General features: G+C 62.6%; 17 protein-coding genes. 12 read left to right on the forward strand and 5 right to left on the reverse strand.

Going from position 1 to position 20,636, the window contains the following annotated elements; genetic code table 11:
- The first annotated feature begins 104 nt into the window (after positions 1–104).
- From QN222_RS04695 to QN222_RS04720, 6 genes are all read left to right on the forward strand, one after another.
- On the forward strand, positions 105–2,480 hold the full coding sequence (locus QN222_RS04695) for a PAS domain-containing protein (protein WP_283961949.1): 2,376 nt from the start codon (positions 105–107) through the stop codon (positions 2,478–2,480).
- Positions 2,477–3,106, forward strand: a complete 630-nt coding sequence (locus tag QN222_RS04700; RefSeq protein WP_283961948.1) for a response regulator transcription factor — start codon at positions 2,477–2,479, stop codon at positions 3,104–3,106. The genes QN222_RS04695 and QN222_RS04700 overlap by 4 nt, the downstream gene beginning before the upstream one ends.
- A gap of 14 nt (positions 3,107–3,120) precedes the next feature.
- The gene (locus QN222_RS04705) at positions 3,121–3,498 is read left to right on the forward strand and encodes a response regulator transcription factor (RefSeq protein ID WP_283961947.1); all 378 of its coding nucleotides are present in this window, start codon (positions 3,121–3,123) and stop codon (positions 3,496–3,498) included.
- A 446-nt stretch (positions 3,499–3,944) separates the two neighbouring features.
- Positions 3,945–6,002 carry an MASE1 domain-containing protein gene (locus QN222_RS04710; protein WP_283961946.1) on the forward strand — a complete coding sequence of 686 codons (2,058 nt, stop codon included), beginning with the start codon at positions 3,945–3,947 and terminating at the stop codon, positions 6,000–6,002.
- Positions 6,003–6,367: 365 nt separating this feature from the next.
- Positions 6,368–7,378, forward strand: a complete 1,011-nt coding sequence (locus tag QN222_RS04715; RefSeq protein ID WP_283962010.1) for an HlyD family secretion protein — start codon at positions 6,368–6,370, stop codon at positions 7,376–7,378.
- A complete protein-coding gene (locus tag QN222_RS04720; RefSeq protein WP_284005272.1) occupies positions 7,375–9,156 on the forward strand; it encodes an MFS transporter in 1,782 nt (593 codons plus the stop codon). The genes QN222_RS04715 and QN222_RS04720 overlap by 4 nt, the downstream gene beginning before the upstream one ends.
- On the opposite strand, the gene QN222_RS04725 is transcribed toward QN222_RS04720, so the two are convergent.
- Both QN222_RS04725 and QN222_RS04730 read right to left on the reverse strand, forming a co-directional pair.
- Positions 9,049–10,503, reverse strand: a complete 1,455-nt coding sequence (locus tag QN222_RS04725; RefSeq protein WP_283964813.1) for a GntP family permease — start codon at positions 10,501–10,503, stop codon at positions 9,049–9,051. The genes QN222_RS04720 and QN222_RS04725 overlap by 108 nt on opposite strands.
- 3 nt (positions 10,504–10,506) lie before the next feature.
- Entirely contained in the window at positions 10,507–11,547 is a 1,041-nt protein-coding gene (locus QN222_RS04730) for a patatin-like phospholipase family protein (RefSeq protein ID WP_283964812.1), read from the reverse strand.
- Positions 11,548–11,827: 280 nt separating this feature from the next.
- On the opposite strand from QN222_RS04730, the gene QN222_RS04735 reads away from it, so the two are divergent.
- From QN222_RS04735 to QN222_RS04760, 6 genes are all read left to right on the forward strand, one after another.
- Positions 11,828–12,304: a MarR family winged helix-turn-helix transcriptional regulator gene (locus QN222_RS04735; RefSeq protein WP_283964811.1), complete on the forward strand. Its 477-nt coding sequence runs from the start codon at positions 11,828–11,830 to the stop codon at positions 12,302–12,304.
- Between the two features lie 188 nt (positions 12,305–12,492).
- Positions 12,493–13,428, forward strand: coding sequence for an NmrA family NAD(P)-binding protein (locus QN222_RS04740; protein ID WP_283964810.1), 936 nt, complete (start codon positions 12,493–12,495; stop codon positions 13,426–13,428).
- A gap of 189 nt (positions 13,429–13,617) precedes the next feature.
- Positions 13,618–14,019, forward strand: a complete 402-nt coding sequence (locus tag QN222_RS04745; protein ID WP_283964809.1) for a cupin domain-containing protein — start codon at positions 13,618–13,620, stop codon at positions 14,017–14,019.
- A gap of 53 nt (positions 14,020–14,072) precedes the next feature.
- Positions 14,073–15,383 (forward strand): epoxide hydrolase, encoded by a 1,311-nt coding sequence (locus QN222_RS04750; protein WP_283964808.1) that lies wholly within the window; start codon positions 14,073–14,075, stop codon positions 15,381–15,383.
- Positions 15,384–15,481: 98 nt separating this feature from the next.
- Positions 15,482–16,219, forward strand: a complete 738-nt coding sequence (locus tag QN222_RS04755) for a response regulator (RefSeq protein ID WP_283964807.1) — start codon at positions 15,482–15,484, stop codon at positions 16,217–16,219.
- A complete protein-coding gene (locus QN222_RS04760; protein WP_283964816.1) occupies positions 16,216–17,538 on the forward strand; it encodes an ATP-binding protein in 1,323 nt (440 codons plus the stop codon). Before QN222_RS04755 ends, QN222_RS04760 begins: the two co-directional genes overlap by 4 nt.
- A gap of 136 nt (positions 17,539–17,674) precedes the next feature.
- On the opposite strand, the gene QN222_RS04765 is transcribed toward QN222_RS04760, so the two are convergent.
- From QN222_RS04765 to QN222_RS04775, 3 genes are all read right to left on the reverse strand, one after another.
- On the reverse strand, positions 17,675–18,310 hold the full coding sequence (locus QN222_RS04765) for a VOC family protein (protein WP_283964806.1): 636 nt from the start codon (positions 18,308–18,310) through the stop codon (positions 17,675–17,677).
- A 331-nt stretch (positions 18,311–18,641) separates the two neighbouring features.
- Entirely contained in the window at positions 18,642–19,688 is a 1,047-nt protein-coding gene (locus QN222_RS04770; RefSeq protein WP_283964805.1) for an alpha/beta hydrolase, read from the reverse strand.
- A 198-nt stretch (positions 19,689–19,886) separates the two neighbouring features.
- Positions 19,887–20,636: GlxA family transcriptional regulator (locus QN222_RS04775; RefSeq protein WP_284005274.1), on the reverse strand; the 750-nt coding region annotated here is incomplete at its 5' end.

The following is a 20,636-nucleotide window of genomic DNA, read 5'->3' on the forward strand; positions in this document are numbered from 1 at the left end:
CGGTCGCCGCGGCCCTTCGAACCGCTGCACGTATCTATCCTTGAATCGGTCCCGGTCCAAGGAACCGTGCAAAAGGCTTCCTTGTCCGGCAGGAGCGGCCGATCATGATAACAATGCTTCCGCAACAGCGCGTCGCCCTCATGCTCACCGCATCCCTCGTCGGGATCGCTGTGTCCTGGCTGACGACGACACCATTTGGCCTGCTCGTTCCGGTTGCCGCGCTATTCTTCTATGCGCATCGCCGTGCGGCCCCGCTGCTGTTGGCGATATTGGGGATCGCCTTCGCCGGCTCGATACTGGCCGCTTTCTTCTTTTCGGACGGCATGCGCGATGTCGCATCGTCGTGGGCGGCGTTCTTTGCCGTGGCGCTTTGCATCGGAGCAGTCGTCGCAGCCAGCATGTCGGCGTCTTTCGACGCCGACGCAACGCGGGCGGTGATGCGGACCACGCCGGGCGACGGAGCTTCGGCTCGTGTCAGCAAGTGGATCTTGGGCATAGCCGGCGCCAGCTACGGGGAAGGGACTGCGCCTGACGGGCCGCCATCCCTGAGCATCAAGCAAGCCGAAGAGGCGTTGCATGCGCGAGAACGGGAGCTCTCGCAGCTCATCGACATGGTTCCAAGCCATCTCTGGCGGCTGACGCCCGACGGCGAGCCGACCTTCTTCAACAAGCGGATGGTGGACTTTCTCGGCATGGATGTGGCGGATACGGACAAGTCGGGCACGAGCCGACTGGAGGTGGTCATAGGGAGCGTCCATCCGGACGACGCAGCGAAATTTAGGGACGCCCTTAACCGTTGCCTCGTCAGCGGCGAGGGCTTCGCCATGCGGTATCGCCTGCGCCGCGCCGACGGGGTTTATCGCTGGATGTCGAGCCGCGCCGAGCCATTGCGGGATCAGGACGGGCGCATCGTCCAATGGTACGGTCTCTGCCACGACATAGACGACCAGATGCACGCTGAGGACGCACTGCGGCGCAGCGAGCGCCAGTTGCAGCAGCTGATAGACGCCGTGCCAGCACTCATCTGGTGCACGACGCCGGAAGGAATACCTTGCTATCTCAACAAGCGAGTCACGGATGTGACCGGCATCGGTCTGGAGGATTTGATTGCAGCTGACGGGTCGCGATACCTGAAGGTCGTTCACCCGGATGACCGGGACGCGGTGGACCGCGGGCTCGCCCGTTCATTCGAGACGGGCGTGCCCTTCGTGGGGAGATATCGTCAGCGCCGATCCAACGGCCCCCATCGTTGGGTCGAGAGCCGCGCGGAGCCCCTGCGTGACGAGTCCGGCGCGATCATCCAGTGGTATGGCGTGTCCGTCGACATCGAAGACCTGATACGCGCGCAGGAGGCGTTGCGGGACCGCGAGCGCGAGCTTTCGCAGCTCGTCGACATGGTTCCAAGTCTCCTTTGGCGGCTGACTGCGGATGGCGAGCCAACCTTCTTCAACGAGCGTATGGTCGATTTCCTCGGCATGGACGTATCGGATACGGACAAACCGGGGATGAGCCGACTGGAAGCGATCATAGAGACCGTCATCCATCCAGATGAAAAAGCCGAACTTAGGAATGTCCTCGGCCGTTGCTTCGTGACCGGCAAGGGCTTTGCCATGCGGTATCGTCTGCGTCGTGCGGATGGGGTGTATCGCTGGATGTCCGGCCGCGCCGAGCCACTGCGAGATGACAGCGGAGATATTGTCCAGTGGTTCGGTCTCTGTCACGACATCGACGATCAGTTCCTCGCCGAAGAGACGCTGCGGCGCACCTCCGGCAGGCTCGCGCAGGCGACCCGGGTGGCAAGCCTAGCCGAGCTCTCCGCCTCGCTCGCTCACGAAATGAATCAGCCGCTGGCCGCGATCGTCGCCAGTTCCCACGCATGCCATCACTGGCTGTCCGCCGAACCTCCGAACGTCGCGCGTGCGAAGGTCACGGTCGAGCGCATCATCCGGAGTGCCGGCTCGGCGGCGGACGTCATTAGCCGCATTCGCGCTCTCTTCCGTCCGGCGCCGCAGAACAGGTCATCGGAAGACGTCAACCATCTGATCGGCGAAGTGTGCCGGCTGATGGCGGACGAGATCGCCGCGAAGCGCGTTCACATCACGACGAATCTCGAGCCGAACCTACCGTCGGTCGCGCTCGATCGCGTCCAGGTGCAGCAGGTCTTGGTGAACCTGATCCGGAACGCGATCGAGGCGATGGACGCCGTGGTTGACGCCTCTCGCGCACTCCAGATACGCTCATGCCGTGACGGCTTGAACGCGATTCGCGTCGAGGTTCGCGATGCCGGCACGGGTTTCAAGGACGCCGAGCGCGCCTTCGAACCGTTCTTTACGACCAAGCCGCACGGAATGGGTATGGGGCTTTCGATCTGCCGCTCGATCATAGACGTGCATGGCGGCCGCCTTTGGTCGGCCGATAACGAGACGCACGGGGCGACCGTCGCCTTCACGCTTCCGTTGGCAGTGGCCGAGGCGTCATGAGCCCGCGCGACGAAATGGTCTTCGTGGTGGACGACGACGCCAGAGTGCGCGAGGCGCTCGGCGAGTTGCTGGAGTCCCTGGGATGGCGGGCCGAAACATTCGCCGCCGCCGCGGACTATCTCGCCTATGCGAAGCCCGATCTCCCCGCGTGCCTGATCCTCGACGTCGAGCTGCCCGGCATCAACGGCCTCGAGCTTCAGAAACAGCTGTCCCGGGATGTCCATCCCCCGATCGTTTTCCTTACCGGGCATGACGACATTCCATCGTCGGTCTTCGCCACTGAGGACGGCACCATCGGCTTTCTGAGGAAACCGGTCGGGGAGCACGATCTGGTCGCAGCGGTTCGAGCGGCGATCGACCGGGACCGCGTTCAACGATCGGCACGCGAGGAGCTTGCCGAGTTCGAACGCCGCTTGGCGGCGCTTACACCGCAGGAGCGCGAGGTGGTGCCGCTTGTGGTCAGCGGGTTCCTGAACAAGCAGGCGGCAGCCGAGCTCGGCATCAGCGAGAGCACCGTTGAAATGCTCCGCAGCGAGATCATGCAGAAGATGCAGGCGACCTCACTTGCAGATCTGGCGCGAATTGCCGAAAGTTTGCACCTTCCAGTCATTCGTTCCAGGCGTTGAGGAAGTTTGTCCGTATGTCCAACTCAAAGTCCGTGGTGGCGATCGTCGATGATGACCAGCGCGTGCTCGATTCGCTCGAGGATCTTCTCGAGTCGGCGGAGTACACCGTACGGGCATTCTCTTCGGCCCATACGCTCCTGAACAGCACTGCTTTGCCGGAGATCGACTGTCTGATCACCGACATTGGCATGCCCGGCATGGACGGCTTCGAGTTGAAGCGCTTGATGAGCGAGAGGCGCCCCGGTTTGCCGGTGATCCTGATCACCGGCCGCCATGAGATCCCTGAGCCGCAGGAGACAAAGCACAACCGGTTCTTCCGCAAGCCTTTCGACGGGCAGGCGCTGCTCGCAGCGATCGGCGATGCCCTTTCTGGAAAGGCGAACCCGCCATGAGCGCGAGCAGTCAGAGGAGAATGCGCAACCGCTCCCGGCGCGCCGGCAATCGAGCCGAGAGCTTTGCTCTCAGACCTGCGATCTCTTTTGCATTGAGCCCGCTATGCGGTGTACAAAAGGACCGTCTCACAACAGCAAAAAACAATATCACTGGATGGTTCACTGCGTCGGTCGACATCGGCGTGTTTCAACGGAACTGGGCTCCGCGTGCGCGAGTGGGAGCGAGAGCGCTCACAGGTCATCGGCATGGCTCGAGCCATGACATAGGGGAGCGAGTTCACATCTTCGTGCGCTACGTGTCCCGGCGACGCGCGGATTCCATCAGGTGTGGCTCGTGCCTTTGGGGGGTAGGGCGTGGGTGCGATTTCGCCATCCCGGATATCGAGGAAAAGAGCTACACGAAGCGCTGTAGTCCCCAGGCTTATTTTGTCCGGTAGGAGCAACCAATGATAGGCGTCTGGTTGCACCGGCCTCGATTTTTGCATCTGGCGCTCTTTGTAGCCGCCTATGTCTTGGGCTGCGCATTCGCACATGTGCTTGGGATCGTACCCGGAACAAGCATTTCGATATGGACGCCGGGCGGGCTTTTCATGGCTACGCTTATGCTCGCCGCCACACCGAGCTGGCCGTGGTGGGTGCTGGCGGGCTGCGTCGGTGAGCTGATCGGTCAGTTCTTGTGGTTCCATAGCCCGCTGCCTGCTTCCCTTCTGATGTATGTGGGCAACGCTCTTGAAGCGATGGCCGGCGCATGGCTCGTGACGCGGACATGCGGGCGGCCGGTTCGGCTGGAAACCTTGAAGGAAGTTCTCGCATTCGTCGTACTGGGCGCTGGAATTGCGCCAGCCATAAGCGCGACGGTGGGAAGTGCGACACTGGCGTGGTTTGGCATATTGTCGCAGACTTTTACTGCGGCTTGGCCACTATGGTGGATAGGCGACGCCACCGGGGTATTGATCGTGGCGCCGTTGGCGCTCGACGTGTTCCAAAACTGGCATGGGAATTCCCAGCTCTCCGCCGCGCGATGGGTCGAGGCCAGCGTCCTTGGGCTGATCTTTCTCGGTGTCGCCGCCCTTTCCTTGAGCGGTTACCTCCCCTTCGCCTATATCATCATGCCGCCTCTTCTTTGGGCGGCAGTGCGCTTTGAACTCAGAGGTGCCGCCGTCACCCTGATCGTCCTCGCTCTGATCACCGCGGTATTCACAATATCCGGAGCCAGCCAATTTGCCGGCGATCCCGAGTCCCAGAGGCAGAGGCAGATCATGCTGCAGCTCTTCCTGGCGATCTCGGCACTATCAGCGCTTATCGTGGCCGCCATATCCCGGCAGCACCAGCTGGCGGTGCTCAAACTACGGCAAAGCGAGCGCTCGCTACGAGATCTCGTCGAGACGCTGCCTGCGCTCATCTGGTGTGCCGCGCCGGACGGCAGGCCTATATACTTCAGTCAGCAACTAAGTAGTTTCATCGGCTTCAACGTCGAGGACAAGGATGTGACCGACAATTCGCGCCTGGCGAACGTGCTGGACGCGATCATTCATCCTGACGATCTGGCCGCAGTAAAGAAACTGTTCTCGCACTCCTTGGCCACTGGCGAACCCTATGCGCAGAAGCATCGCCTGCGTCGCTTCGACGGCGAGTACCGATGGGTTGAAATACGCGCCGCCGCAATGCGCAATGGCGCCGGCGCGATTGTGCAATGGAACGGCGTTTGCCTCGATATTGAAGATCAGGTCCGTGCTCGGGATGATTTGCGGCTCGCCCAGGAGAACCTCGCCCGTGCGAGCCAGGCGGCCAGCCTTGCCGAACTCTCCGCATCCATCGCGCACGAAGTCAACCAGCCGCTGGCGGCCATCGTGGCAAACTCGCACGCCTGCCAACGCTGGCTCACGGCCGAACCGCCAAATATCGAGCGGGCGCAGAAGAGGATTGAGCGCATCATCCAGGATGCGAACTCGGCGGCGGACGTCGTCAGCCACATCCGCGCCTTGTTCAAGCATTCCATAGAACCGAGGACCAGTACGACGTTCTCCAGCGTCATTGCGGAAGCGCGCGATCTCATGGCCGAGGAGGCGGCGCGGCGGCGTGTTCGCATGGATGTTGACGTTGAAAGCAACCTTCCATTTGTCACGTTGGATCGCGTCCAAATCCAGCAGGTTCTGATCAATCTCATCCGCAACGGCATGGATGCGATGGATTCCACTGCGGGCGAGAGAGTCTTTGGAATACGCGTGCGCCGTATCGGGGATGTGATCCAGATCGAAATCAGTGACCGCGGCCCCGGCGTCGAGTTTCCCGAAAAGATATTCGAGCCGTTCTTTACGACGAAGGAGCACGGGATGGGCATGGGGCTCGCGATCTGTCGCTCGATCGTCGAGTCCCACGGCGGACAATTATGGGCGGAGAACAACGAACCGCATGGAGCGACGTTTATCTTCACTTTGCCGGTTGACGCGACGATGGAAGCGACGACCTCCCGCGCCGCAGGCAATCAGGATCGTGCCCTTTGATCTGCGCGATAGCCGTGCATGCGCAGGCTGCATGTTTCCTTAAATCGGCTTAAGGAAACATGCAGTCGCCTTGTTCAAGAAGGCTTCGGCCGCACCCGAAAAGGGCTTCGCTGGTGATCTTTCAACCGCGCTGACTTTGCTGCAACCACAGCCTTCAACCCCTTGAAATTCGGGCTCAATACTAGCCAACCTTTGTATAGTCGACTGCCCCTCGTTCAGCCATTACGCTCCTCAGAACAGGAAAAGCGAACGCAAGTTAAGTCGATGGGCGATGCGCCCACTTGACTGGTAACGGCTATTACCGTAGATGTCCATGGTAACGAACATTACCGGAGATCGTCGTGGCGCAACTTAACAAGAAAAAGATGGTCGGATTGGCGCTGTGCCTCGGCGCCGTGGTCGTCGTGGCGGCCGGTTGGGCCTGGGCCCGTTCGACCGGCTCGACGTCGACCGATAATGCTTATGTCCGCGGCGATGTCACCTCGCTCGCCCCGAAGGTCGCGGGCTACGTCACGGCGGTAGAAGTCAAGGACAACCAGACAGTCCGGACGGGTGACGTCCTGTTCCGGATCGACGATCGCGACTATCGCGCGCGGCTTGCGCAAGCGGTGGCCAATGTCGATGCCGCCCAGGCTCGGCTTGTCAATGCCGATGCGGAGACGGAGCTGCAGCATGCCCTCATCCGGCAGGCCGAAGCCCAGAGGCGTTCGGCCGTGGCCGAATTGAATTTGGCGATCAAGGCCTATGATCGCCGCCGCGAACTAATCCGCAGCAACACCATCAGCCAGGCCCATGTCGACGAGAGCGACGCGGCGCGAACGAGAGCCGAGGCGAGCGTGTCGGCCGCCTCCGCAACGCTGGAAGCCCAGCAGCAGCGCATCGCCGTCCTTGCCGCCCAGCGCGAAGCTGCCGTTGCTGCCGTGGCACAGGCAGAGGCGGCGCGCGATCTCGCGCAGATCGATCTCGAGAGCACGGTGGTGCATGCGCCTGTCGGCGGCGTTATCGGCAACCGCCAGGTCCGTGTCGGCCGGCTTGTGGCGCCGGGCGTCTCCCTGCTCGATATCGTTCCGGTAGACGACCTATGGCTGGTGGCGAATTTCAAGGAAACCCAACTCGAAAACATACAGCCCGGCCAGCGCGCCCGCATCACCATTGACGGCTACCCGAACGGGACGCTTGAAGGCGTGGTCGACAGCTTTGCGCCCGGCAGCGGCTCCGCCTTCAGCTTGCTGCCCGCCGACAATGCAACGGGGAACTTCGTCCGCGTCGTGCAGCGGGTTCCGGTCAAGATCCGGTTTGCCAGCAATCCGCTGGCTGGCCGCCTCGTACCCGGCCTGTCGGCGCGTGTCACCGTCGACACGGGAAGCGGCTCGTGACCACCACCGTTGCCATCGCGCCGAGCCGCGGCAGATCCGAGACAGGGGCCCTTCTCGTCGCGGGCATCGTGCTTGCCACGCTGACGGAGGCGATCGCGAGCACCGTGCTGTCGCTCGGGCGCGGTGATATCATCGGCGACACATATGCCACTCCCGATGAGTTCGCCTGGCTGGATGTCGGATACACCGCTCTGAAACTTATCGGATTCATGGCCGTCCCCTGGCTGATGAGTCGTATCAATCCGCTGGGTCTGATCATCGCTTCGACGCTCGCCATGGGCGCGGCGTGCGGCATCGCTGCCGTCACATTCCGGCTGGATCTGCTGGTCGCGCTGCGCATGGTTCAAGGTTTCTCCGGCGCCACCCTGCTCGTCAGTGGCCAGGCGGTCATCTTTCTCGCCTATCCGCGATCCCGCCAGCCCATCCTTCAGGCCTTGTTTGCGATGGGGTCCGTCGTCGCCCCCGCGACGATCGCCCCTGCCCTTCAGGGGTGGTTGCTCGATAGCCAATCCTGGACATGGATCTTCTTCAGCATCATTCCGGTCGCGCTGGCGGCTGTTGGGCTCCTGCTTATGGCGGATGGCCCGATGCCCGCCGGAACCGCGCGGCGTCCATTTGACTGGATCGGCTTCTCGCTCATCTCCGTCGCGCTTTTCTGCTTGACCTACGTCTTCAGCCAGGGCAGCCGATGGGACTGGTTCGAGGAACCGCGCATCCTGTGGCTGACAGTGATCGGTGTGGCCGCTCTGCTTACATTTCTCGGTCAACAGCTGTTGGCAAAGGGCCAGGGCCTGCTCGACTTTACCTTGTTCAGATCGGACGATTTTCTCTTCGCCTTTATCGTCAGTTTTGTCGCCGGCGCGGCATTGTTCGGGAGCGCCTTTCTGATCCCGTCGTTTGCAGTGTCCGTCCTCGCCTTCACGCCCACCGATGCCGGGCAGTTGCTGTTGCCGAGCGGCGCGCTTTTTGTCGGCGCGCTGCTCATTGCCGCCTTTCTCATGCAGGTTCGCCGCGTTCCTCCCTTCGCAACCGTACCCTTTGGCATCCTGATGATCATGGTTGCGATGTGGATGCTCTCCGGATCGACCAGCGAAAGCGGCGCAGACGACATGATGGCAGCGATCCTGTTGCGCGGGTTCGGCCTTGGCTTCCTGTTTCTGTCGATCACCCTCATCGCTTTCAGCAATCTCGACAGCCGAAATCTCGCCTCCGGGATTGGCCTCTTCAACACGGGTCGCCAGCTTGGTGGCCTTGCGGGGGTCGCCGCCCTCCAGACGCTGATTGATCATAACGTCGCTGGCAATGTCGCGGTCCTCGGCGCCAATGTCACCGCAGGGGGTCACGCGGTCATCGACCGGCTGACGGCGACGGCAGCGATGCTCGCGGCGAAAGGAATGGACGCCGCTGCCGCCGGCCGGGCCGCGACAAGCCTGCTGGGCCGGGCCGTGACGGGCCAGTCCACCGTGATCGCCTTCGACACGGCGTTCAACGCGGTCGCCCTGCTCTTTGTATTCGCGGCACCCGTGCTGGTGGCCATCAAGATCGGCATCGCCCGGTATGCGAAGGTGCGCGCAGCACGGTTGCTCGATGCGCAGGGGCGCAGCCACGAGCCGCAGTCAGGCGTTGAACCCGACGGCGGCTCAGGCGTAATCCCCTTTTTCGCGGAAGTATCAGAACGAGCCGAAAATCGTCCCCAAAACGATGACCAGGCTCAGGGCGAGGAGCGCTCCGATGATTCCGACAATAACGATGTCGCGGTAGCTCTCTCCGTGGGTTGAGCCGCACACGGCCAGCAGGGTAACGACTGCCCCGTTGTGAGGCAGGCTATCAAGGGTACCCGCCCCGATGACCGCGACACGGTGCAACAGGGCCGGGTCGAGACCCGTTTCCTGCGCGCGCATCAGGTAGGTGCTACCAAGCGCGTCGAGGGCGATCGTGAGACCGCCGGAAGCGGAGCCGGTGAGCGCCGCCAGGATATTCGTGGCCACAGCGATCGAAACGAGTGGTCCGCCACCGATGCCGAGCACCCAGTCGCGTACGACCTCAAAGGCGGGCATCGCCGCGACAACCGCTCCGAAGCCTACCAGGCTGGCGACGGCAACCGCCGGAAGGACGGACGCGTTGGCACCTGCGTCCATCGTCGCGCGCAGTGCCGGCAGTCGCCGGAAATTCAACACGACGACGGTCGCGACCGCGGCTGCCAGCGCCGTGACGACGGCCCACACGCCGCTGACTGCGGAGCGGGAGACCCCGCCCCAGCGATCATCCGCAAGAAAACCGAGGTCAAGCGCCGGCAGGATCAGCAGCGTCATGCTGAGATTGACGACGACAACCACAGCGAGCGGCAGCACCGCGATCATGATCGGCGGCCCAGCCTCGGCATGTCGGCCGCGTGCGATTTCGGCCGGGTCGAATTCCCTGCCGACCGTGGCGCGTTCGCGGAGCCGGTCGTCGGAAGCGAGACCTTCGGCTGTCGCGGAGGCGCCCTCCCCGAACCCTTCGCCGGCCCTGCGCGCGGCGGCCGCGACGCGCCGAAGCCACCATATGCCGAAGCAAAGCATGATCACCGAAGCGACGATGCCGAGCCCCGGCGCCGCAAACGGCGTGGTGCCGAAGAAAGGCATCGGGATGGCATTCTGTATCGATGGCGTTCCCGGTAATGCCGACATGGTGAAGGTAGATGTTCCAAGAACGATCGCCGCAGGTATCAGCCGCCGCGGAATGCCGGTCGACCGGAATAACTCCTGCGCCATCGGCACGAGGACGAAGAAGGCAACAAAGAGGCTGACGCCGCCATAGGTGATCAGCGCACCGGCGATGACGACGGCGAGGATCGCGTGGTCCTTTCCCAGCCGCCGCATCATGAAATCGGCAATGGCGGTTACTGAACCACTGTCCTCCATCAGCTTGCCGAAGAGGGCGCCGAGTAGGAATAATGGAAAGAACTGGGCGAAGAAACCTGCGGCGCTGTTCATGAAGGTCTGCGTCCAGTGCGCCAGCACTGGTTCGCGGGCAAAGAGCGCGGCGACGAGGGCGCCAAGCGGCGCCAGCAGCAGCACGCTCCAGCCGCGGAAGGCGAGCCAGATCAGCACCCCGAGCCCAATCAGAATGCCGAGAAGGCCCACCCGTCAGACCCCTTCCAGCAAGATACCGAGATCGAGCGACGAGCGTTGGCCGAGATCGTCGCCATGGGCGGCGAGGAAGGCGTCGGCGGAGCTGCGCCCCTCGTTGTGCAGCATGGTAAGGAACTCCCATTCGGCGTTGAGCTTTGAAGAGTAGCCGAGGTCGGTCATGGTGTCGCTTGCGACCCTGTGGATGCGCATCGACGCCCAGCGCGCGCCCTCGTCATCCTCCAGCTGCGCTACCTTCCGAAGCAGGGCGATCATCTTCAATTCCTTCAGAAGGACCGCGTTGAACGAGACTTCGTTGATGCGATTGAGGATCTCCCGCGCGGACCGAGGTGTGCCCGGCCTTTCAACCGGGTTGATCTGCACGAGGATGGTGTCCTGCGAGGTGCATTCCCGAACCAGCGGCGTGATCGTCGGGTTGCCGGCGTAGCCGCCGTCCCAATAGGCTTCACCATCGATTTCGACTGCTTGAAAGAGCGTCGGCAGGCATGCGGAAGCAAGCAGTACGTCCGGGGTCAGCTCGCCGTTACGGAACACGCGCCCGCGGCCGGTGCGGACATTCGTCGCCGTCACGAACAGCTTGATCGGACTGGACGAGAGCCGCCCGAAATCGACGGTCTCCGCCAGTATGGCGCGGAGCGGGTTGGCGCCGGTAGGATTGAGATTGTAGGGCGAGAACACCCGCGCCATCATATCCATCGCCACGAAAACCGGCGAGTGGTCGAGCGTCCAGCGGCCGAGCAGGACATCGAGGGGGCCACGCTGGAAGGGACTGAAGCGCGCCGCCTCCGATACCTTGCGCCAGAATACCCGCAACGCCTCGCGAGCGCCTGCGGCGCCGTCGACGGCATAACCGTGCGCCATGACCGCCGCGTTCATCGCTCCCGCCGAGGTGCCGGAAATTCCCTCGATTGCCAGCCATGGCTCTTGCAGAAGGCGATCGAGCACGCCCCAGGAAAAAGCACCATGGGCGCCACCGCCCTGAAGGGCAAGGTCGACGCGGAGTGGGGCTCGTTGCATTGCCTTCGCGGTTGCCAGCATCAGCCTTGCCTGTTTCGGGATTGTGCGGCGCACAAATAATATCGCAGAATTGTGCACCAGTCACCCTCTCCCGTAATGAGGGCAGGCAGACAGAGGTGACCTGCAAAATCCGCAAGTCCGAGACCTGCCTCGGATTGGACGTCTCCATCGCAGGATGCGGAACTTCGCGGTGGCAGGCGAGCCGCTTTGGTGGTGTTCCATTCAGCATGGCATCAGGTATTGACAGTATGCTGCATATGCACCATATTGGCAATGTTGTATATGCACCATTGAGAGGGTCATGATGACCAGCACCGAGATCGAGACGGCCGATGCAGGCGTGGTAGGTGAAGTCACCCGCAATTGCGTGATGACGCGCGCACGTCGGATTTCGCGCGTCATAACCGGCATTTATGATCAGGTGCTTCGGCCGCATGGTGTCAATGCCTCGCAGTTCTCGCTGCTGGTCCTGATCGCGAAACTGGGTGGTGCAAGCCGCGCCGAGATTGGGCGGGCCAACTACCAGGACCGCTCGACGCTCACGCGCAATCTGGCGCCACTCCTGTCGGAGGGGTGGGTCGAGGAGATGGCTTCCGAAGCGGGCGGCCGGAGCCGTCCAGTCTTCATATCGGAAACGGGCAAGGAATTATTGGTTTCCGCGACGCCCGCGTGGCGATCGGCGCAGGCGAAGGCGAAGGAATTGCTCGGCGAGGAAGGTGTCACCGCCATCGTCGGCGTGGCCGACGGCCTCCCTCCCGACGAGCTTGCAAGCCTCTGACGTTCAAACAACTACGGACCGCCACATGCTTCCTCGAATTACGCCGAGCGCAATGTTGCATATACACCAACTTGCCAGAACTCATAGCGTCAACCTCCAGACACTCGCACCTCACGTTCACGAGCGCAAGACCATCGAGATCGTCTGAACAAACGGATCCAACAAATTGTAACTGAAAGGAAATCAACATGACTGCTACATCCGCGAATGAAAGGCCGATCCTGGTCACCGGAGCCGCCGGGGACCTCGGCGCCATCGGCCGCAACGTCACCGAAATGCTGCTCGCCAAGGGCAAGAAGGTGCGCGCGCTGGTGCGCAAGGAGGACGAGCGTGCGGAGAGCCTGAGGCGGCTCGGCGCAGAAGTCGTGCGCGGGGACCTGACCGATCTTCGATCGATGCACCGCGCCATCGAGGGCGTTTCCCGCATCTACTTCGGAATGTCGGTTTCGCCGGCCTATCTTGAAGCCACCGTCAACACGGCCGCCGTGGCGCGGCACCACGGTGTCGAAGCATTCGTGAACATGTCGCAGATGACGGTGACACAGATGAGCATCACCGAAACCACCGACAGTCCGCAGCACAAACTGCACTGGCTTGCGGAACAGGCCCTGGCCTGGTCGGGGCTTCCGGTCGTGACCGTGCGGCCGACGGTGTTCCTCGAGGGCTTCTTCCTGCGGCTGGCCGCCGCAGGCGTCAAGCAGCGCGACGAACTGGCGCTGCCGCTCGGCGACAGCAAGACCTCGCCGGTTTCGGCCGTCGACGTGGCGCACGCAGTGTCGGTCATCCTCGGCGATCCGGCGCCTCACATCGGCAAGATCTACAATCTGACCGGTCACGAGTCGGCGAACCTGGAACACTACGCACAGGTGTTCTCCGAGGCATTGGGTCGCAAGATAACCTATCGCAACGTGCCGCTTGCCGGCTGGATGGAGGCGCTGCGCGGCTTTGGTGTCCCCGATCACCTTGCCAGCCACCTTTCCGTGATGTCGAAGCTTCACGCGGAGGGGCGGTACGACCGCATGACGGATGACCTGTTCAAGCTCACCGGCAGGACGCCGACGAGCGTGCATGACTTCGTCAAGCTCCATGCCGCTGAATTCACGCAGCGTGATGCTTCAGCCTGAGGGTAAGTCCAGTGCCGGCCGGGTACTCGCCCGGCCCGCCGAAGCGAAGGCGGTATGTCAGCGCGGTGTGCGAATACATGTGCTTACAAATCTCCCGCGCGTCCGACACATCGCCAATACACGCCCGCGCTGAAATCGACGCATGCCTCGAAGACGAGGGCTCGATGACAGCTGTGAAAGGATGACCTTATGAAAACCACTCGGATCATGGCGGCTGCGCTGCTGATCGTTGGCGGCGGATGGACACTCAATGTTGCTGAGGCGCAGCAGCCGGGAATTCACCGCACCGATGTCCTCAAGGACGATCTTGGCACGCCCGGACGCGAGGCCGTGCAGGTGCGTGTCGACATCGAGCGGGGCGTGGCCTCGATCAAGCATGCCCATCCGGGCGAGGAAATCGCCTATGTCCTTGAAGGCTCGCTCGAGTATCGCCTCGAAGGCAGGGCACCTGTGATTCTTCATGCCGGCGAGGCCCTGTTCATTCCGGACGGCGTGGCCCACGTGGCGAGGAATGTCGGCAGCGGCAAGGCCTCGGAACTCGCGACCTATATCGTCGACAAGGGCGAGCCGCTCGTCGTTCCGGTCAAGTGAGCCTTCTTGCGATGAAATGGATACTGGGAACCATGGGTAAACGGGATGCGAACTTGACGACACCGAACTCGACCAACGCCTTCGCTCTTTCCCGGCGGGCCTTGCTCGTAAACGGAGCGGTTGCGGCAGGCCTTGCAGCAACGATGCATCCCGTAATGGCTGCCGCCAAGCCGCCTCTCGCGGCAGACGCCGTCCGCCCTTTCCGCGTCGATGTGCCTGAAGCAGAACTCGTCGATCTCCGCAGGCGCCTTGCCGCGACGCGCTGGCCCGACCCGGAAACGGTCACTGACCGTTCCCAGGGCGTGCAACTCGACAAGCTTCAGGCACTCGTGCGCTATTGGAAGACCGGCTACGACTGGCGCCAGGCGGAGGCGAAACTCAATGCCTTGCCGCAGTTCCAGACGAACATCGACGGCCTGGACATTCATTTCATCCACGTTCGCTCCCGTCACGCGAACGCCTTGCCGCTGATCATGACCCACGGTTGGCCCGGCTCGATCTTCGAGTTGCTGAAAACCATTGGGCCGCTGACGGATCCGACCGCGCACGGAGGGACCGCGGAAGACGCCTTCCATCTCGTGCTCCCATCCATTCCAGGCTTCGGCTTTTCGGAGAAACCCAAGGGCGCCGGCTGGAACCCGGCCCGCGTCGCCAACGCCTGGGACATCCTCATGAAGCGCCTCGGTTACAGCCGTTATGTGTCGCAAGGCGGCGACTGGGGCGCCATCATTTCTGATGCCATGGGACGCCAGGCGCCCCCCGGTCTGCTCGGCATCCATGTCAACAGGATCGAGCGCTCCACCACTCTGCCGCCGGACGTTGCGAAGGCTCTTAAGAACGGGAGTCCCGCGCCGGCTGAGCTCACCGCAGAGGAACGGGCGGTGTTTGATGAGGCCAGGGAGTTCCTCAACAAGGGATTCGGCTATGCCGCCATCATGGGCACGCGTCCGCAGACCGTCGGCTACGGCCTCGCCGACTCGCCAGTCGGCCTGGCGGCATGGTTCTATGACAAGATCGCTGACTGGGTGTTTACCCGTGGCGAACCGGAGCGGTCGCTTAGCCATGATGAGATCCTCGACAACATCACGCTGTACTGGCTGACGAATACAGGGCCCTCGAGCGCCCGGATTTATTGGGAGAACAATGCCGGCAACAACAAGCTGGCCGCTATCTCGATCCCGGCAGCAGTGACGATTTTCCCGGGCGAGGTCTACAGGCCGCCGAAGAGCTGGGCGGCACGGGCGTATCACAATCTGATTTACTACAACCACGTGGACAAGGGCGGACACTTCGCCGCGTGGGAAGAGGCGGATCTGTTCAGCGCAGAGTTGCGCGCTGCTTTCCGTCCCTTGCGTCGGCTCTAGCGCTTCACTTCGGCACAGGCGCAGGAGCCGGGTGAGTACCCCTACCGCGGCATGCTCATTTTGATAATAAATGACAGTTCAACGGTGGAGATCGCCTCATGGAGCACATAGATCACATCCTGATCGTCGACGACGATCGGGAAATCCGGGAGCTGGTCTCGGCATACTTGACGAAGAACGGTTTGCGCGTCACCGCCGTCGCCGACGGACGCCAGATGCGCACATTTCTCGAGGCCAATACGGTCGATCTGATCATTCTCGATCTCATGATGCCGGGCGACGACGGCCTTGTGTTGAGCCGCGAGTTGCGCGTGGGCAGACACAAGGCGACGCCCATCGTCATGCTGACCGCCCGCTCCGACGAGATGGATCGCATCATCGGGCTGGAAATGGGCGCCGACGACTACGTCGCCAAGCCGTTCTCGGCGCGCGAACTGCTCGCCCGTATCAAGGCGGTCCTGCGGCGCGCGCGCATGCTGCCTCCGAATCTGCAGGTTTCCGAGGCCGGTCAACTGCTGCGTTTCGGCCAATGGAAGCTCGACACCACGGCACGGCACCTCGTGGATGCCGACGGTACGGCGGTTGCGCTGAGCGGCGCCGAATACCGGCTGCTGCGTGTGTTCGTCGATCACCCGCAACGTGTCCTCAACCGCGATCAGCTGCTCAATCTCACACAGGGACGCGATGCCGAGCTCTTCGACCGCTCCATCGATCTTCTGGTCAGCCGGGTTCGCCAGCGCCTCGGCGACGATGCCCGGGAACCGGCCTACATCAAGACCGTCCGAAGCGAAGGCTATGTTTTTTCGATGCCGGTCGAGATCGTGGAGCCCCGCTGATGGCGCCCACCGTTCTCAACGGAATTCGCCTCTGGCCGCGCACACTCAGAGCGCGGCTGTTCGTCATTCTGCTTGCCGGCCTGGCGGTTGCCCACGCCATGTCGTTTGCGGTGCTGTTTTCGGAGCGCTACATCGCCGCCAGGTCGGTGATGTTCAATACGCTTGAAAATGACGTCGCGACGTCGATCGCCATCCTCGACCGGCTCCCGGCTGCCGAACGTGCCGCCTGGCTCGATCAACTTGGTCGCGGATCCTATCGGTTCGTTCTGGGGGAAGGCACTCCCGGCAATCCCGTGCTTGAGCCGGACGACGCCGAGGTGGCCTCCAGGATCCGGACCGCGCTCGGTGCGAAATATCCGATCGAAGTTAAATCGATCTCCGGCGGAGGCCGCCATTTTCAGGCGCATCTCCGCTTAAGCGACGGTGAACCGCTGACAATAGACGTCACGCCAAGGGGTGTCATGCCAGTGGCTGACTGGCTGCCCTACGTACTCATCGCGCAGCTTTCGCTCTTGGTGCTGTGCAGCTGGCTCGCCATGCGCCAGGCCGTCCGTCCCCTCGCCAATCTCGCGAGAGCCGTCGACACGCTTGACCCGAACAGCAACACGCCGCGGCTCAGCGAGGCTGGGCCAAGGGAAGTCGCCTATGCTGCTACCGCCTTCAATGCGATGCGGGATCGCATCGCGCAGTACCTGGAGGAGCGCGTGCAGATCCTCGCGGCGATCTCACATGATCTTCAGACGCCGATCACACGCATGAAGCTCCGTGCCGAAATGGCCGAAGAATCCGGCGACAGGGACAAGCTCATTCAGGACCTCGACGAAGTCGAACGTCTCGTCAAGGAAGGCGTCGCCTATGCGCGCAGCGCCCACGGCAAAGAGGAAAAGGCCACACGCATCGATCTCGCATCGTTCATCGAGAGTCTCGCTTATGACTATCAGGATACAGGTAAGGCGGTGACGGTCGGCGAGTTAGGAGACGGGGCAATTGTAACCCGCCCGCACGCCTTGCGACGGATTCTCACCAACCTGATCGATAATGCGCTCAAATTCGGCGGCAACGCGGAGATCGAGGTCCAGCGCCGCACCGACGACACGGTGCTGATTAGAGTGCTCGATCGTGGTCCCGGTATTCCGGAAAGCCAGCTGGAAGCCGTGATGGAACCCTTCTTCCGCTTGGAGCAGTCGCGCAACCGCGACACGGGCGGGACCGGTCTCGGCCTTGCCATCGCCCAACAACTCGCAGCAGCAATCGGTGCCTCGCTGACCTTGCGGAACCGCGAAGGTGGTGGTCTGACGGCAGAAATCGCCATCCGCTAGTCGCACACATGTGGAATGTCTGAAGTTCAATGCGTTAGGCATCTTAACATCACGTAAAGCGTGAGCTGGCGCTCTCCACGGCAGCAGGGCGCCCTCGGCCGCCCTGCTCTCGCATTCATTCATGCGGCGGTCGCCGCTATGCTGGTTTCCGCTCGCCGGCCTGTTCCCGGACGATGTACTCGGCATACCAGTTAGGCCAGTCCTCGTCGCGGTGGCCGAGTTGCTTCTCGTATTCGCCGTGAGCTGCCTCCGCACGCCGGAAGGCGCTCGCAAGATCCGCCGCCGAGGTAAATGTCGTGGCGCCCGCATCGACGCGGCCCGGCAAGCGCTCGGTGACCTCCTGCAGGAGCCAGCCGTTACCGTCCGGATCGCTGAATGTCGCGTAGGAGCGATAGCTGCCCCGCTCGGGGTGCCGTCCGCTCACCGGCGGTTGTCCGGGGCCGGTGCGATGGAACATTTCGCTCACCTCGGCGCCGTGTCTGATGAGTTCGGCGCGCGCCGCCTCGATGTCCGCCACGATCAGGTACATCCCGCTTGCCGAGCCGGGCGCGGCCGAGGTGATCCCCCTACCGAAGTGAATCGAGCTCGGCGATCCTGGGGGTGTGAACTGCACGACGCGGAACGCGTCACCGACGGCGAAGTCGGCGTCCAGCCTCCAACCGAGGTTGCCGTAAAAGCTCTTGGCACGATCGACGTCGGAAACGGGGATGACGACCACCTCGAGCTTCAGGTCGACCGTTGGTGCTCTCTCGGTGCTGGTTTCATTCGTCATGGCTTTCTCCTTGCTTTGAAAGAGCAACGCTCGCCGGCGCGCCCTTGTTTCTTTTCAATCGACTAACGCAATGACTTGAACGAGGCTCTGAGCCCACGCACTAAGATTTCGGGCCGCTCCCCGGGGGCGGCAACATGCCCGCCCTTCACGAGCCGGTTGTCGTGAATGACCTTGGGGAGCGCTTTCGCCCCCAAGGAACGCAGTGCCTGATGACGTTCGTCCCGAACGACGCCGACGGCAACCGAAATCGAGGATATCCTTCGCAGCGTTGTGCCGGGTCGCCGCCCGCATAGCGCCGGGTTCATCCCTCACCACCCGCTGATGAAGCTGATCAGAAACGATCGACGTCGACGACGGCCTGGGCAAAGGCCTGCGGTGCCTCCTGTGGCAGGTTGTGGCCGATGCCACCCGTGATCAAGCGGTGATCATACTTGCCCGAGAATTTTTTGGCGTAGGTTGCGGGGTCCGGGTGCGGGGCACCGTTGGCATCGCCCTCCAGCGTGATCGTCGGCACATTGATCGCAGGAAATTTGGCGAGCCGCTCTTCCAGATCGTCATATTTCCGCTCGCCGTCCGCGAGACTGATCCGCCACCGGTAATTGTGGATCGTGATATCGACATGGTCCGGGTTCTCGAAGGCCGACGCGCTGCGGTTGAAGGTAGCGTCGTCGAAGTTCCATTTCGGCGATGCCAGCTGCCAGATGAGCCTTGCGAACTCATTCCGGTTTTGCTCGTAGCCTGCACGGCCGCGTTCGGTAGCGAAGTAGAACTGGTACCACCATGCAAATTCCGCCTTCGGAGGCAGGGGGTTCTTGTTGGCTTCACGGCTGCCGATCAGGTAGCCGCTCACCGAAACCAGGGCCTTGCAGCGCTCCGGCCAGAGAGCGGCGATGATGTTGGCGGTTCGTGCTCCCCAATCGCAGCCGGCGATGACGGCCTTCTCGATCCGAAGCGCATCCATCACGGCGATGATGTCGGCGGCGACCGCCGACTGTTGACCGTTGCGTGGCGTATCGGCCGAAAGGAAGCGCGTCGTGCCGTAGCCCCGCAGATAGGGAACGATCACCCGATAGCCGGCATCCGCCAAAAGCGGCGCCACATCGACATAGGTGTGGATGTCGTAGGGCCAGCCATGCAGGAGAATGACCGGGGGCGCATCGCTCGCGCCGAGCTCGGCATAGCCGACATTGAGGACTCCCGCATTGATCTGCTTGAGCGAGGCAAACGATGTGTTCGTCCCAGGCGCGGTCGCGGGAATGCGGACGCGGCTGGCTGACTGTGCCTGGGCGAGACCTGTCACGCCGAACTGCGCGGCAGCGACGGTCAGTGCCGCCATTCCCATGAAACGCCGCCGCTGCTGATTGATTTCCTCTGTCATCGACTTCTTCCCCGATTGTGTGAAGACAGCGACAGATGGAGGCACCCACTTATCTCCACTGTGTCCTACGCCGATGAAATTGAAAGCCCGTGTAGAAAACAGGCGGGCAGACACAGTGAGATACAATTTCGTACCGCCGCACCGGTACGCGCACGGTCGGGTGAAGCACGCAATCCGGTATCCCCGGCCGCTTCGTGCCTATGCGCTCTCGCGTGCATTCCGTCGGATCGTTTGCGGCGGCTGGCCGAGGGTACGAAGGAAGGCCCGGCGCATGCGATCGCGATCTGCAAAGCCCGTTTCCTCGGCGATCACGTCCATGGAATGCCGGCCCTGCTCCATCAACAGCCGGGCCGCCTCGACGCGAAGGTTCTCCACGGCTTTGGCTGGCGATTGTCCCGTCTCGGACCGGAAGGCCCGGCTGAACTGGCGCGCGCTCAGGCCAGCCGCATCCGCCAGCTCTTCGACGGATAGGACTCCGCGCAGGTTCGCCTTAGCGTAATCGATCGATCGCTGGATCCGGTCAGACTTCGGATCGAGCTCGAGCAATGCGGAGAATTGCGACTGGCCGCCGGCGCGTCGATGATAGACGACGAGCTTGCGGGCGGCCGAGCGTGCAACGTCCTGGCCGTGGTCCTTCTCGATCATCGCAAGCGCAAGGTCGATGCTCGCAGTCATCCCGGCGGACGTCCAGACGCTGCCGTCGACGATGAAGATGCGGTCCTCCTCGAGCTTGACCGTCGGGAACCGCTCCTGGAACTGGCGTGCGAAGGCCCAGTGAGTGGTCGCCCGGCGCCCTTCCAGCAGGCCGGCTTCCGCCAGGACGAAGGCGCCCGTGCATGGCGCGGCTACGCGCCGCGCCGTTTGGAGTGCATGACGCGCGAACTTGACCAGTCCCGGCGTCATCGGCTCGATGGTCGAGCTGGCGCCGAACATCACGGTGTCATAAGG

The organism is Sinorhizobium sp. 6-70, from assembly GCF_030124375.1.
Classification (GTDB): Bacteria; Pseudomonadota; Alphaproteobacteria; order Rhizobiales; family Rhizobiaceae; genus Sinorhizobium.

Coding starts and splice junctions, on each gene's coding strand:
- QN222_RS04740 (WP_283964810.1), top strand. CDS start 12,493: ATGACTGCTACATCCGCGAATGAAAGGCCGATCCTGGTCACCGGAGCC.
- QN222_RS04770 (WP_283964805.1), bottom strand. CDS start 19,688: ATGACAGAGGAAATCAATCAGCAGCGGCGGCGTTTCATGGGAATGGCG.
- QN222_RS04695 (WP_283961949.1), top strand. CDS start 105: ATGATAACAATGCTTCCGCAACAGCGCGTCGCCCTCATGCTCACCGCA.
- QN222_RS04730 (WP_283964812.1), bottom strand. CDS start 11,547: ATGCTGGCAACCGCGAAGGCAATGCAACGAGCCCCACTCCGCGTCGAC.
- QN222_RS04715 (WP_283962010.1), top strand. CDS start 6,368: ATGGTCGGATTGGCGCTGTGCCTCGGCGCCGTGGTCGTCGTGGCGGCC.
- QN222_RS04765 (WP_283964806.1), bottom strand. CDS start 18,310: ATGACGAATGAAACCAGCACCGAGAGAGCACCAACGGTCGACCTGAAG.
- QN222_RS04710 (WP_283961946.1), top strand. CDS start 3,945: ATGATAGGCGTCTGGTTGCACCGGCCTCGATTTTTGCATCTGGCGCTC.
- QN222_RS04735 (WP_283964811.1), top strand. CDS start 11,828: ATGATGACCAGCACCGAGATCGAGACGGCCGATGCAGGCGTGGTAGGT.
- QN222_RS04755 (WP_283964807.1), top strand. CDS start 15,482: ATGGAGCACATAGATCACATCCTGATCGTCGACGACGATCGGGAAATC.
- QN222_RS04705 (WP_283961947.1), top strand. CDS start 3,121: ATGTCCAACTCAAAGTCCGTGGTGGCGATCGTCGATGATGACCAGCGC.
- QN222_RS04700 (WP_283961948.1), top strand. CDS start 2,477: ATGAGCCCGCGCGACGAAATGGTCTTCGTGGTGGACGACGACGCCAGA.
- QN222_RS04745 (WP_283964809.1), top strand. CDS start 13,618: ATGAAAACCACTCGGATCATGGCGGCTGCGCTGCTGATCGTTGGCGGC.